Source organism: Mesorhizobium sp. CNPSo 4689, from assembly GCF_057784325.1.
Genome location: NZ_JBWLUZ010000038.1, coordinates 1 through 11909, shown reverse-complemented (window position 1 = coordinate 11909; position 11909 = coordinate 1). Strand labels below are relative to the sequence as shown.

Below are 11909 nucleotides of genomic sequence, written 5' to 3'. Positions count from 1 at the left end.
TGCAAAACGGTCGGCCTTTACGTAAGCCGACGACACTCCCCCCGCAAGAGACCGGACGCCCATGGCCAGCACCTACGATCTCATCCTGACAGGCGGCACGGTGGTCAACCATGACGGCGAGGGTCTTCGCGATGTCGGCGTCAAGGACGGTCGCATAGCCGCAATAGGTGATCTCGGCCAGGCCTCCGCCGGCGAGACGATCGATTGTCGCGGACTGCACATCCTGCCCGGCGTCGTCGACAGCCAGGTGCATTTCCGCGAGCCGGGACTCGAGCACAAGGAGGATCTGGAGACGGGTTCGCGCGCGGCGGTGCTCGGCGGCGTCACTGCCGTCTTCGAGATGCCCAACACCAACCCGCTCACCACCAACGAGGCAGCACTTGCCGACAAGGTGCGCCGCGCTTCCGATCGCATGCATTGCGACTTTGCCTTCTGGGTCGGCGGCACCCGTGACAATGCCGGCGACGTGGGCGAGCTCGAGCGGCTGCCGGGCGCGGCCGGCATAAAGGTGTTCATGGGCTCGTCGACCGGCGATCTGCTGGTCGAGGACGACAAGGGCGTCGCCGCGATCCTCAGCAACACGCGCCGCCGCGCGGCCTTCCATTCGGAGGACGAGTTCCGCCTGCGCGAGCGGTTGGGTGAGCGCATCGAAGGCGACCCGTCCTCGCACCCCATCTGGCGCGACGAGATCGCGGCGCTGCGCTGCACCGAGCGCCTGGTGCACATCGCCCGCCAGGTACGCGCCCGCATCCATGTGCTGCATATCTCGACGGCGGAAGAAATCCTGTTCCTCGAACAGCACAAGGACGTCGCGACCTGCGAGGCGACGCCGCATCACCTGACGCTCGCTGCCGACGACTATGCGCGTCTGGGCACGCTGATCCAGATGAACCCGCCGGTGCGCGCCGCGCGCCACCGCGACGGCGTCTGGCATGGCATTCAGCAAGGCATCGTCGACGTGCTCGGCTCCGACCACGCTCCGCACACGCTGGCCGAAAAGGCAAAATCCTATCCGGCCTCACCATCGGGCATGACCGGCGTACAGACGCTGGTGCCGATCATGCTCGACCACGTCAATGCCGGCCGCCTGACCCTGCAGCGTTTCGTCGATCTCTCCAGCCACGGTCCGCAGCGCATCTTCGGCATGGCCAGGAAAGGCCGCATCGCCGCCGGCTACGACGCCGATTTCACCATCGTCGACCTGAAGCGCCGGGAGACCATCACCAATGCGCAGGCCGGCTCCAAGGCCGGCTGGACGCCTTATGATGGCAGAGAAGTGACCGGCTGGCCGGTTGGCACCGTCGTGCGCGGCCGCCGCGTTATGTGGGAAGGCGAGATCGTCACGCCCAGCCAGGGCAGGGCGGTGGAATTTTCCGAGGCGCTGCAGGGCTAGGCTACCTTCCCAAAGGGGCAGGGCGAGCCACTCAATCCCCGGCGACAAAGAACATCCACTGGCCGGTCGGCGTGATGCCGACGCGGTAGAAGATGTAGGCGCCGAATTGTTTCATGCCGTCAAAGTCGCCGGCGGTGACGATCTTGAACAGCTCGACGCGCTGCTTGGCGTCGAGCTTGTCGAGCGGCAGGGCAAAGAAATACGGCCAGACATAGAGCTCCTGCGGCGTGCCTGCATCGACATGGACGTAGCCGGCGCTAAGCACCTCTTCCATGATGGCCAGGATCTCCTGGCCTTCGCCGTCGCCGGACAACCCCTTGAGGAAAGCGATCGGGTCGCCGTCGATGTCGCCCAGCGACAATTGCGTCATCTGATCACCCGTGCCGATCAACGGCCTGAGCGTCTCGATGTCGCCGCTCCGGCAGGCCTCGACGATCAGGTCGTGCATGCGCCTGACCGGCTCGGGCAGCCTGGTGAGGTCGTAGACGACTTCCGGCGGCGGCGTCTCCGGGTCGGTGCGCGGGTTGGCCACGCCGCCATCGTTCGCTGGTCCCTCAGGCTCGCTCTTTTCGGGCTCGTCGGCGGGCGTCGGCTCCTTGGCTACCGGCGGGGTCGTGCCGAGCGGATCGGGCGCCGGCACGGCGCTTCCGGGCGGGGCCATGTCGTCGTTGGCAGGTGGCGTGATGGGTGAGGGAAGCTCCTCGCGCTTGATTTCGCTCAGCGCGTGAGCCGGGCTGGTCGTGAGACAGAGCGCCAGCGGAACCGCGGCGCAGAAAGCAGCGAGCCAGATGCTGTAAACCAGGCCACGCGGCTGGCCTGAGATCGTAAAATTCACCGCCTGTCTCTCCTTAGAGCAATTCCAGGAAAAGTGTGTAGCGGTTTTCCGTCTGGAATTGCGTAAAAACAAATACCTAGAGCGGGTCGGCGATTCCATCAAAAGCTGAACCGCTCTAGCGCCCGGCTTTCCGGGCCGTTCAAGCACCTCGAGTCTGTCCGGATGTTCCGGGCATGATGCCCAAACGGTGCGCCGTCGTCAAAGAACCGTACGACGCCTAAGGGACGCGTGGCGTTCTAGTGCCGCAGCCGTTCCGGCTCGAAAGCGCCAGCGACCACCTTTTCACGCATGCGGTCGAGCAGGGCAAGGGCCGAGGTCTCGCCATTGGCGCGCAGCATCTCGCCGAAAGCGGTTTCCAGCGCCGCCTCCGCAATGATCTCGGGCTCGATTCCGGCCGACAACCCTTCCGCCCAGGCCTCGCTGTGGCTCTCCACGGCGGTCAGGCGCTTTTCTTCCCTGACCAACGCGTCGATGTCGTTGACGGCATGTTCCATTGCAATGTCCACCCTTTTCAAGCGGCGATCCGTGGGTGCGGATCAGGCTTGGGCTGTCCCTTTCATGCGCAGGTCTTAGTAACTGTTTGTAAATACGACATTTTTTTGGTCGTGCTCTACAAAGTCCGTCGCGTTGCAAAAACCTGCCTTCGATCGTTTGGGAACTTAGCCGATTAGCCCGGCGAGCGGCATCAAAACCTTCAGTTTGAGTTAATTCCGCATTCGCTAGGTAACGTTTCGTTAATATAGTTGCAGAAGTGCAACATCAGGATTGCACCAAGACGTCGGTGGACACAAGCAGGGGCGGTGAAAAGCCTGTTGGTAGCGAACGGGACAGCGACCCGGATGCCGGTCAATTGCCGTAGCGCGAGGCGATGTCGCGCGTCAGGGTCTCGCCTTCCTTGGTGTAGCGGCTGATGGCTTCTATCGCCGACGCCGTGCATTGCGTGTAGGTGCCGCCGAAGGAGCGGTAGCCGCGGTTGAAGCTGGCGATGAAGCGAGCGCGCCGCTCGGGATCGGGATTTTCCGAATCAAGCAGCTTTTCCATCTCGACCCGCCATTGGTCGCCCTTCTCGCCGCACAAATTGCGCAGGAAATGCAGCGAACCCAGAACTTCCGCGAGCCGCATCAGCCCGGGCTCGAACGGCGCCTCTATGGCTAAAGCCGGCCGCGCCGCGGTGGCGGCGAGGCATGCGGCGAGAAACAGCGAGGCACGGGTCATCAGGCTTTGTGGCCAAACAATTTGTCGCCCGCAAGACGATTCTCATGGCCGGGCGCCAGCACCCTTGTTGGCGCCGAGCAACTGTTCCGCCACCTCAAACACCGAGCCTGCGAGCGGCAACGCGGCCATGTCGTCGAGCGTATAGAAGGCCGCGGTCTCGGCATCGTCGCTGGCCATCGCTTCGCCGCCGGCATGGATGGCGCCGAACACTGTCAGCAGATAGTCGACCGGGTGGTTCTCGCCACTGCCGTCGATGTGGATTTCGCGCAGCGGCCGATAGTCCTCGGCCAGCAGCCCGGTCTCTTCGAGCAATTCGCGGGCCGCCGCTTGCGCAAGCGTCTCGCCGGGCTCGACCTTGCCGCCCGGAAAGGCATAAACCCCTTGCGAGGGCGGCCTTGCACGCTTGACCAGCAACACCGTGTCGCCGCGCACGACGGCAACCGAGACTGCTGGAAGTGTCTTTCGCTTCTCGTCCATCAATCCTCGATCTGCAGCCCTTGTGGACCAGCAGGAAGCAATCAGCTTTAGCGGTTGCGCAACGCCGGTTCCATCGCCACTTTCGCGTCTGATCGATTCAACGGGCTTGCCAATGTGCGGACGCTTTGCCTTGACAGCGACGCCGGATCAGACCGCCGCTCTTCTCGGCTTGGCTGAACTGGAGGATTTTCCGGCGCGTTACAACATCGCTCCGACGCAGCCCGTGCTGATGGTGCTCGCCGGTCCGCCGCGGATGCCAGGCTCGAACCTGCCCGACCGGCAACCGATTCTGGTGCGCTGGGGCCTGATCCCGGCCTGGGTCAAGGACACCAGGGAGTTCCCATTGCTGTTCAACGCTCGCTCGGAAGGGGCGGTGGAAAAGGCCTCGTTCAAGGCCGCCATGCGCCATCGCCGCGCTCTGGTGCCGGCGTCGGGCTTTTACGAGTGGCGGCAAGCTGGAGATAAGGGGGTTGGCGGCAAGAAAGGCCAGCCCTACTGGATCCGGCCGAAGCATTGCGGGCTCGTCGCCTTCGCCGGGCTGGTTGAGACCTATGCCGAGCCGGGCGGCTCCGAGATGGACACCGGCGCCATCCTCACCGTGCAAGCCAATGCCAACATCGCCCACATCCACGACCGCATGCCGGTGGTGATCGCGCATGAGGATTTCGACCGCTGGCTGGACTGCCGCACCCAGGAGCCGCGCGACGTGGCCGACCTGCTGAAGCCCGCACAGCCCGATTTCTTCGAAGCGATTCCTGTTTCCGACCTCGTCAACAAGGTCGCCAACACCGGACCGGAGATTCAGGAGCGGGGCGTTGTCGGGCCGGAGCCCGAAAAGGTCAGGCGCCAGAAGCCCGGCGCGGACGACAGTCAAATGACCTTGTTCTAAAAGAAGCGGCTATTTGCGCGCCTGTATTGCCGGCGCTCGGCGCCGGCTGCATGCCTGTTCAGGCAGCCCGCGGCGATATGATCTTCTGCGCCGGCTTCTTCTTCTTCGCGGTGTGGAGAAGGGCGGCGACGATAGCGGCCGGGCCGATTGCGCGGTAGTGGCTGGCGAGCGCCGGTTGCTTGGCGCGGTTGGATTCCTGCTTGGTTCGGGGCATTGCTCTCTTCCCTGGTAACATTTCCGTGTCTGCGTTTGATGGCCGATTCCGACCAAATCGTGACGTCTGGTGACCTAGCCGGCGAATGTTTCATGACTGTGCCGACATGTTTAATAAAATGTTTCAGTGCCTCATTTCCTGTGATCCACCGACGCTTTTGGCTGATGTTGCGACTTGACGGCAACACCGGGCAAGGCGATAAAGCCGCGCATGAAAACGTTTTTCGCCATTTGTGGCATTTGCATTATTGGCTAGCCTCGCGCTGGTCCGGACGTTTTCGCCTCATCTTTCCCCAGATTGGACAAACGCCCCGGCCAGCAGGCTGGAATCCGGTTTGCGTGTCGGCGCAAGCCCATCCAGAAACCAACGGACCGGGAAGGCACGCATGTCTGACGCATCGAAGGGCCTCAGCCTCTACAACACGCTGACGCGGACCAAGGACGATTTCGTCCCGATCGATCCGCTGAACGTGCGCATGTATGTCTGCGGCCCGACGGTCTACGACTTTGCCCATATCGGCAATGCGCGGCCGGTGATCGTCTTCGACGTGCTGTTCCGTTTGCTGCGCCAACTCTACGGCGGAAGCCACGTCACGTATGTGCGCAACATCACGGATGTCGACGACAAGATAAATGCGCGTGCGCTGCGCGATTTCGGCGACGAGATTGCTTCGGGAAAGCTCTCGCTCAACGAGGCGATCCGCAGGGTCACTGAAAAGACCGCCGACCAGTACCACAAGGATGTGGCGACGCTCGGCTGCCTGGAGCCGACGGTCGAGCCGCGCGCCACTGAATTCGTCGAGCCGCGTGCCGACGGCAAGGCCGACATGATCACGCTCATCGAGCGCCTGATCGAGCGTGGCCATGCCTATGTCGCGGCGGGCGAAGTGCTGTTCGACACCGCCTCGATGCCCGATTACGGCCAGTTGTCGAAGCGCAATCTCGACGAGCAGCAGGCCGGCGTCCGCATCGCCGTCGACGCGCACAAGAAGAACTCCGGCGATTTCGTGCTGTGGAAGCTGTCCTCGCCGGAAGAACCGGGCTGGGACAGTCCGTGGGGCAGGGGACGTCCGGGCTGGCACATCGAATGCTCGGCCATGTCCGCCGCTTATCTCGGCGAGGTCTTCGACATCCATGGCGGTGGCCTCGACCTGATCTTCCCGCACCATGAGAACGAGATCGCCCAGTCGCGCTGCGCCCACGGCACCGATGTCATGGCCAACATCTGGATGCACAACGGCTTCCTGCAGGTCGAGGGGCAGAAGATGTCGAAGAGCCTCGGCAATTTTTACTCGATCCACGAACTGCTGGAGACCGAGACCTTTGGCGGCCGCAAATGGCCGGGCGAGGTGCTGCGGCTGGCAATGCTGATGACGCATTACCGCGAGCCGATCGACTTTTCCGTGCGCAAGCTGGAGGAGGCGGAGAACACGCTGCGCAAATGGAAGCGCGCGGCGGATCTCGCGCCGGAAGTGGCACCTCAGTTGCCGGCCGAAGTCGTGGAAGCGCTGTCGGATGATCTCGCCACCTATGCCGCCTTCCAGCGGCTGACGCAGCTTGCCAGCGAGGCACTCGATGCCGGCGGAGACGACAACGCCGCCGCCGCTTCGCTGAAGGCTGCCCTTGCCTTCCTCGGCTTCGATGTCGGTGCGGCCAAGGTCGACGAGGCCGCGATCGCCAGAGCCATTGCCAGGCGCCTGGAACTGATCGCCGCCAAGAACTGGGCCGAAGCCGATCGCATCCGCGACGAGCTTCTGGCGCAAGGCGTACAGTTGAAGGACGGCAAGGATCCTGCCACCGGTGAACGCGTGACGACCTGGGAGGTAAAGCGGTGAGGGGGGTGCCAAGCACCCCCCTCTGCCCTGCCGGGCATCTCCCCCTCAAGGGGGGAGATTGGACTTCACTGTCGCCTTCGCCAATCGCGGACATTGATGATTGGGCGCTGCCGGCGCAACTGCCGATCTCCCCCCTTGAGGGGGAGATGTCCGGCAGGACAGAGGGGGGCGCCTCGCGATGAGCCACTATCCCGTATCTCCCCTCAATCGCGGCAATGCGCGCAAGATGCGCAAGCGAATGACAGACGCCGAACTGAAGCTCTGGAATGAGCTGCGCGCACACCGCCTCATGGGGCTGGCGTTTCGACGTCAAATGCCGATAGCCGGCTACATCGTCGATTTTGCCTGCCCCAACAAAAAACTGGTCGTTGAGCTAGATGGCTCCCAGCACGCTTCGCCTGAGGTCTCGGCGTCTGATACCGCGCGAACCGTCAAGCTTGAAGCGCTCGGCTGGACCATCCTGCGCTTCTGGAACGACGACGTCATCCGCGATATCGACAATGTCTGCCAGCACATCGTCATCGCGGCCGGCCTGGCCGGCGCCGAAGTGCCGGAAACCGCATCGGAGGAACTCGTCCCATGATCGACCATCTCGGCATCACCGTTTCCGATTTCGACGCGTCGAAAGCGTTCTACGACAAGGCGATGGCGCCGCTCGGCGCCTCGCTGCTTTACATGGTGCCCGAAGAATACACCGGCGGCGCCAAGGTCGGCGGCTATGGCCGGGACCGGCCGGTGTTCTGGCTGAGCACCGGCAAGGATAGGCCCAGGGACCACCAGCATGTCGCCTTCACCGCGCGCAGCCGTGCCGAGGTCGATGCCTTCCATGCCGCGGCCCTTGCCGCAGGTGGCAGGGACAATGGCGGGCCGGGCCTGCGCCCGCACTATCACCCGAACTATTATGGCGCCTTCGTCTTCGATCCCGACGGCAACAATGTCGAAGCCGTCTGCCATGATCCGGAGTGAGGGGCCATGATGAGCCTCGACAACCGGCCGGTCTACGCAGGCGGCTGCCAGTGCGGCGCCGTGCGCTTCCGCGTCGAGGGCACGCTCGGCGATGCCTCGATCTGCCATTGCCGCATGTGCCAGAAGGCGAGCGGCAATTTCTACCTGCCGCTGGTATCGGTGCGCGGAGCCAAGGTTGACTGGACGCGCGGCGAACCCAAGCGCTTCCGCTCATCCAATGCCGCCTGGCGTGGCTTCTGCGCCGAGTGCGGCACGCCGCTGACCTTCGAGGCGCCCGACGGCATGGCGCTCGCCATTGCCGCCTTCGACGATCCGGCCGGCATCGCGCCGACCATCCAGTGGGGCATCGAGGCAAAGCTGCCCTATGTCGACGCCATCCCGCAATTGCCGGGGGAGGACACGTCGGCCGACATCTCGTCCGCCCCTTATCTCGCCGAGCTTGTCTCCTACCAGCATCCCGACCACGACACCGAGCAATGGCCGCCGGAGGAAAGATCATGACCGAGACCGTTCGAACAGGCGGCTGCCAATGCGGCGCCGTGCGTTTCCGCATCAAGGGGGCACTCGGGCGCCCGTCCATCTGCCATTGCCGTATGTGCCAGAAGCAGTTCGGCTCCTTCTTCGGCGCCCTGGTGACAGTGCCGAAGGACGGCGTCGAGTGGACCCATGAGGAGCCGAGCTACTTCCAGTCGTCGGTCAACATCGATCGCGGCTTCTGCGCCCGTTGCGGCACGCCGCTGACCTACCGCCAGCCAGGCGGGCTGGAGATCGCCATCGGCGCCTTCGATGACCGCTCGGATCTCGCGCCGCAGATCCAGGTCAATTATTCCGCGCGACTGCCCTGGGTGGAAAAGATCTTCGAGGCGCCGGTCCACGACGACCCCGACTATTACGCAAGGCAGGAGCAGATCATTTCCTTCCAGCATCCCGACCACGAGACGGCCAACTGGCCGCAGCAGGGCCTGAAACTATGAGCTTGCGTACCCTCTATCCCGAGATCGAGGCCTACGAGTCCGGCATGCTCGATGTCGGCGACGGTCACCAGGTCTATTGGGAGCGCTCCGGCACCAGGGGCGCGAAGCCCGCGGTGTTCCTGCATGGCGGCCCGGGCGGCACCATATCGCCCAAGCACCGGCGCCTGTTCGATCCAAAGCTCTACGACGTCGTCCTGTTCGACCAGCGCGGCTGCGGAAAATCGACGCCCAACGCCTCGCTCGAAGCCAACACCACCTGGCATCTGGTCGCCGACATCGAGCGGCTGCGCGAAATGTGTGGCTTCGACAAATGGCTGGTGTTCGGCGGCTCCTGGGGCTCGACGCTCGCGCTCGCCTATGCCGAGACGCATCCTGAAAGGGTCAGCGAACTGGTCGTGCGCGGCATCTACACGCTGACCCGCGCCGAACTCGAATGGTACTATCAGTTCGGCGTCTCTGAAATGTTCCCCGACAAGTGGGAACGCTTCCTGGCACCGATCCCCGAAGCCGAGCGCGGCGACATGATGGCCGCCTACCGCAAGCGACTGGTCGGCAGCGATCGCAAGGCGCAGGTCGAGGCCGCCCTTGCCTGGAGCCTATGGGAAGGCGAGACGATCACGCTGTTGCCAGAACCGGAAACCAGTGGCAAGTTTGGCGAGGACGACTACGCCGTCGCCTTCGCCCGCATCGAGAACCATTACTTCGTCCACGCCGGTTGGCTGGAGGAAGGGCAACTGCTGCGCGACGCCTGGAAGCTGATGGACATCCCCGGCACCATCGTCCACGGCCGCTACGACATGCCGTGCCCGGCGCGCTACGCCTGGGCGCTGCACAAGGCCTGGCCGAAGGCGGATTTCCACCTGATCGAAGGCGCCGGCCATGCCTATTCGGAGCCCGGCATCCTCGACCGGCTGATCCGGGCGACCGACCGGTTTGCAGGGAAATGATCATGGCTCGCGAGCGCCTCTTCCTGTTTGACACAACCCTCCGCGACGGCCAGCAGACGCCGGGCATCGACTTTTCCGTCGAGGACAAGATCGCCATCGCAAAGCTGCTCGACGAATTCGGCATCGACTATGTCGAGGGCGGTTATCCCGGCGCCAACCCGACCGACACGGCCTTCTTCCAGCAGAAGCGGACGCAAAGCGCAAAATTTGTCGCCTTCGGCATGACCAAGCGGGCCGGGGTGTCGGCGTCCAACGATCCCGGTCTTGCTGCGCTCGTGCAGTCGAAGTCCGACGCCATCTGCTTCGTCGCCAAGAGCTGGGACTATCATGTCCGCGTCGCGCTCGGCTGCACCAACGAGGAGAACCTCGAGTCCATCCAGGCTTCCGTCAAGGCGGCGACCGGTCCGGCCAAGGAAGCCATGGTCGATTGCGAGCATTTCTTCGACGGCTTCAAGGCCAATGCCGACTATGCGCTGGCCTGCGCGAAAACAGCTTACGACGCCGGTGCACGCTGGGTGGTGCTGTGCGACACCAATGGCGGCACGCAGCCATCGGAAGTGCGTGCCATTGTCGATAAGGTGATCGCGGCTGGCATTCCTGGCGACCATTTGGGCATCCACGCTCATGACGACACCGGCCAGGCGGTGGCGAATTCGCTGGCCGCCGTCGAGGCCGGCGTGCGCCAGATCCAGGGCACGCTGAACGGCATCGGCGAGCGCTGCGGCAACGCCAATCTGATCTCGATCGTGCCGACACTGGCGCTGAAGCCGGCCTTCGCCGACCGCTTCGAAACAGGCATCTCGGCCGAAGCGCTGACCGGCATTTCCCGCCTGTCGCGCGCTTTCGACGAATTGCTGAACCGCGCGCCGGAAGCGCAGGCGCCCTATGTCGGGGCGTCGGCCTTTGCCACCAAGGCCGGCATCCATGCCTCCGCGCTCGCCAAGGAGCCGGCGACCTACGAGCATGTGCCGCCGGAAGCGGTCGGCAACCGTCGCCGCGTCATGGTCTCGGACCAGGGCGGCAAGGCCAATTTCCTCGCCGAACTGAAGCGGCGCGGCATCGACGTGCCGCGGGACGATCACCGGCTCGACGCGCTGATATCGGTGGTCAAGGAGCGCGAGGCCGAGGGCTATGCTTATGAAGGCGCCGACGCTTCCTTCGAGCTCCTCGCGCGCAAGATGCTGCACGGCCTGCCGGAGTTCTTCGCCGTCACCTCGTTCCGTTGCATGGTCGAGCGCCGCTTCGACGCCAACGGCCAGCTCAAGACGGTCTCGGAAGCGATCGTCAAGGTGATGGTCGACGGCGAGGAGAAGATGTCGGTGGCGGAAGGCCATGGCCCGGTCAACGCGCTCGACATCGCGCTGCGCAAGGATCTCGGCAAGTACCAGAACGAGATCGCCGACCTCGAACTGGCCGACTTCAAGGTGCGTATCCTCAATGGTGGCACCGAGGCGATCACCCGCGTGCTGATCGAATCGCATGATGCCACCGGCGCCCGCTGGTGGACGGTCGGCGTCTCCGAAAACATCATCGACGCCTCCTTCCAGGCTTTGATGGATTCGATCGTCTACAAATTGATGAAGAACCGTGATATGGCGGGGCTGGTCGCGGCGGAGTGAAATTACATGGAAGAGCTTAGTTTCTACAAAGAGCTCTATCTATTTGAAATTGAGAGGAAAGATCGGCTTACGAATTCAATTTCGACTCCGATTTCGTTGATAGTCGCGACAGTTGTCGCTTGGACATATATAGTATTCCTGATAACTGATCCACTTAATGATATAAAGATCATCATATTAATAATGTTTGCAATCTCATTTTTTCTTGTGGTTTGTGCGGTAACATTTCTCATAAGACAGAATTTTGGTTTTAAATACGGGTACATTCAAACTCCGAAAAAGCTGAAAGAATATAAATCAAATCTTGAAAACTACTATAAGAAATATGGCGATCAAATGCCTGACGAGAACTCCGAGTCAAAATTTTTAAGCTATTTGAACGATCAGTTCATATCCCATACCTCGCTAAATGGCGACAACAATGACGCTAGGTCTGCCCACATATACAAGTCAAACTTATTCCTTATCATCAGCTTGGTGCCACTCGGAATAGCGTATATATTGTTGCTTGTTGGCAAGTTGGCTCACGCGATCTAGGTATGGAAA

At 62.7% G+C, this 11909-nt stretch carries 14 protein-coding genes; 9 read left to right on the top strand and 5 right to left on the bottom strand.

The genetic code is table 11. The features are described 5' to 3' along the window. Window positions 1-61 precede the first annotated feature (61 nt). Window positions 62-1393 (top strand): dihydroorotase, encoded by a 1332-nt coding sequence (locus tag AC04SI_RS28660; protein WP_404277407.1) that lies wholly within the window; start codon window positions 62-64, stop codon window positions 1391-1393. Window positions 1394-1424: 31 nt separating this feature from the next. On the opposite strand, the gene AC04SI_RS28655 is transcribed toward AC04SI_RS28660, so the two are convergent. From AC04SI_RS28655 to AC04SI_RS28640, 4 genes are all read right to left on the bottom strand, one after another. Continuing rightward, window positions 1425-2228 (bottom strand): hypothetical protein, encoded by an 804-nt coding sequence (locus tag AC04SI_RS28655; protein WP_488475338.1) that lies wholly within the window; start codon window positions 2226-2228, stop codon window positions 1425-1427. A gap of 236 nt (window positions 2229-2464) precedes the next feature. Beyond that, on the bottom strand, window positions 2465-2722 hold the full coding sequence (locus AC04SI_RS28650) for a hypothetical protein (protein ID WP_006202258.1): 258 nt from the start codon (window positions 2720-2722) through the stop codon (window positions 2465-2467). A gap of 352 nt (window positions 2723-3074) precedes the next feature. Next, the gene (locus tag AC04SI_RS28645) at window positions 3075-3443 is read right to left on the bottom strand and encodes a TIGR02301 family protein (RefSeq protein WP_488475337.1); all 369 of its coding nucleotides are present in this window, start codon (window positions 3441-3443) and stop codon (window positions 3075-3077) included. Window positions 3444-3485: 42 nt separating this feature from the next. Further along, the gene (locus AC04SI_RS28640; RefSeq protein WP_488475336.1) at window positions 3486-3920 is read right to left on the bottom strand and encodes an NUDIX hydrolase; all 435 of its coding nucleotides are present in this window, start codon (window positions 3918-3920) and stop codon (window positions 3486-3488) included. Between the two features lie 112 nt (window positions 3921-4032). Here AC04SI_RS28640 and AC04SI_RS28635 point away from each other — a divergent pair, with 112 nt between their 5' ends. Beyond that, window positions 4033-4809 carry an SOS response-associated peptidase gene (locus tag AC04SI_RS28635; protein WP_488475335.1) on the top strand — a complete coding sequence of 259 codons (777 nt, stop codon included), beginning with the start codon at window positions 4033-4035 and terminating at the stop codon, window positions 4807-4809. A 58-nt stretch (window positions 4810-4867) separates the two neighbouring features. On the opposite strand, the gene AC04SI_RS28630 is transcribed toward AC04SI_RS28635, so the two are convergent. Then, the gene (locus tag AC04SI_RS28630) at window positions 4868-5023 is read right to left on the bottom strand and encodes a hypothetical protein (RefSeq protein WP_404277417.1); all 156 of its coding nucleotides are present in this window, start codon (window positions 5021-5023) and stop codon (window positions 4868-4870) included. 385 nt (window positions 5024-5408) lie between these two features. On the opposite strand from AC04SI_RS28630, the gene cysS reads away from it, so the two are divergent. The 7 genes from cysS (at window position 5409) to cimA (ending at window position 11363) form a co-directional block, all read left to right on the top strand. Next, entirely contained in the window at window positions 5409-6857 is a 1449-nt protein-coding gene (cysS, locus tag AC04SI_RS28625; protein ID WP_488475334.1) for a cysteine--tRNA ligase, read from the top strand. A 178-nt stretch (window positions 6858-7035) separates the two neighbouring features. Continuing rightward, window positions 7036-7440: an endonuclease domain-containing protein gene (locus tag AC04SI_RS28620; RefSeq protein ID WP_488475333.1), complete on the top strand. Its 405-nt coding sequence runs from the start codon at window positions 7036-7038 to the stop codon at window positions 7438-7440. Then, the gene (locus AC04SI_RS28615) at window positions 7437-7823 is read left to right on the top strand and encodes a VOC family protein (RefSeq protein ID WP_192181256.1); all 387 of its coding nucleotides are present in this window, start codon (window positions 7437-7439) and stop codon (window positions 7821-7823) included. The genes AC04SI_RS28620 and AC04SI_RS28615 overlap by 4 nt, the downstream gene beginning before the upstream one ends. 9 nt (window positions 7824-7832) lie before the next feature. After that, window positions 7833-8324 (top strand): GFA family protein, encoded by a 492-nt coding sequence (locus AC04SI_RS28610; protein ID WP_192181269.1) that lies wholly within the window; start codon window positions 7833-7835, stop codon window positions 8322-8324. Further along, window positions 8321-8797, top strand: a complete 477-nt coding sequence (locus tag AC04SI_RS28605) for a GFA family protein (RefSeq protein WP_404277425.1) — start codon at window positions 8321-8323, stop codon at window positions 8795-8797. Before AC04SI_RS28610 ends, AC04SI_RS28605 begins: the two co-directional genes overlap by 4 nt. Next, complete coding sequence (gene pip / locus AC04SI_RS28600; protein WP_488475332.1) at window positions 8794-9744, top strand: prolyl aminopeptidase; 951 nt, start codon at window positions 8794-8796, stop codon at window positions 9742-9744. The genes AC04SI_RS28605 and pip overlap by 4 nt, the downstream gene beginning before the upstream one ends. Further along, the gene (gene cimA / locus AC04SI_RS28595) at window positions 9741-11363 is read left to right on the top strand and encodes a citramalate synthase (RefSeq protein ID WP_488475331.1); all 1623 of its coding nucleotides are present in this window, start codon (window positions 9741-9743) and stop codon (window positions 11361-11363) included. Before pip ends, cimA begins: the two co-directional genes overlap by 4 nt. The last annotated feature ends 546 nt before the right edge of the window (window positions 11364-11909 follow it).

What these genes read in the sequence shown, in the direction of transcription:
- AC04SI_RS28620 (WP_488475333.1), top strand. Translation starts at nt 7,036, where the DNA reads ATGAGCCACTATCCCGTATCTCCCCTCAATCGCGGCAATGCGCGCAAG.
- AC04SI_RS28645 (WP_488475337.1), bottom strand. Translation starts at nt 3,443, where the DNA reads ATGACCCGTGCCTCGCTGTTTCTCGCCGCATGCCTCGCCGCCACCGCG.
- cimA (WP_488475331.1), top strand. Translation starts at nt 9,741, where the DNA reads ATGATCATGGCTCGCGAGCGCCTCTTCCTGTTTGACACAACCCTCCGC.
- pip (WP_488475332.1), top strand. Translation starts at nt 8,794, where the DNA reads ATGAGCTTGCGTACCCTCTATCCCGAGATCGAGGCCTACGAGTCCGGC.
- AC04SI_RS28615 (WP_192181256.1), top strand. Translation starts at nt 7,437, where the DNA reads ATGATCGACCATCTCGGCATCACCGTTTCCGATTTCGACGCGTCGAAA.
- AC04SI_RS28610 (WP_192181269.1), top strand. Translation starts at nt 7,833, where the DNA reads ATGAGCCTCGACAACCGGCCGGTCTACGCAGGCGGCTGCCAGTGCGGC.
- AC04SI_RS28630 (WP_404277417.1), bottom strand. Translation starts at nt 5,023, where the DNA reads ATGCCCCGAACCAAGCAGGAATCCAACCGCGCCAAGCAACCGGCGCTC.
- AC04SI_RS28650 (WP_006202258.1), bottom strand. Translation starts at nt 2,722, where the DNA reads ATGGAACATGCCGTCAACGACATCGACGCGTTGGTCAGGGAAGAAAAG.
- AC04SI_RS28660 (WP_404277407.1), top strand. Translation starts at nt 62, where the DNA reads ATGGCCAGCACCTACGATCTCATCCTGACAGGCGGCACGGTGGTCAAC.
- AC04SI_RS28605 (WP_404277425.1), top strand. Translation starts at nt 8,321, where the DNA reads ATGACCGAGACCGTTCGAACAGGCGGCTGCCAATGCGGCGCCGTGCGT.
- cysS (WP_488475334.1), top strand. Translation starts at nt 5,409, where the DNA reads ATGTCTGACGCATCGAAGGGCCTCAGCCTCTACAACACGCTGACGCGG.
- AC04SI_RS28635 (WP_488475335.1), top strand. Translation starts at nt 4,033, where the DNA reads ATGTGCGGACGCTTTGCCTTGACAGCGACGCCGGATCAGACCGCCGCT.
- AC04SI_RS28640 (WP_488475336.1), bottom strand. Translation starts at nt 3,920, where the DNA reads ATGGACGAGAAGCGAAAGACACTTCCAGCAGTCTCGGTTGCCGTCGTG.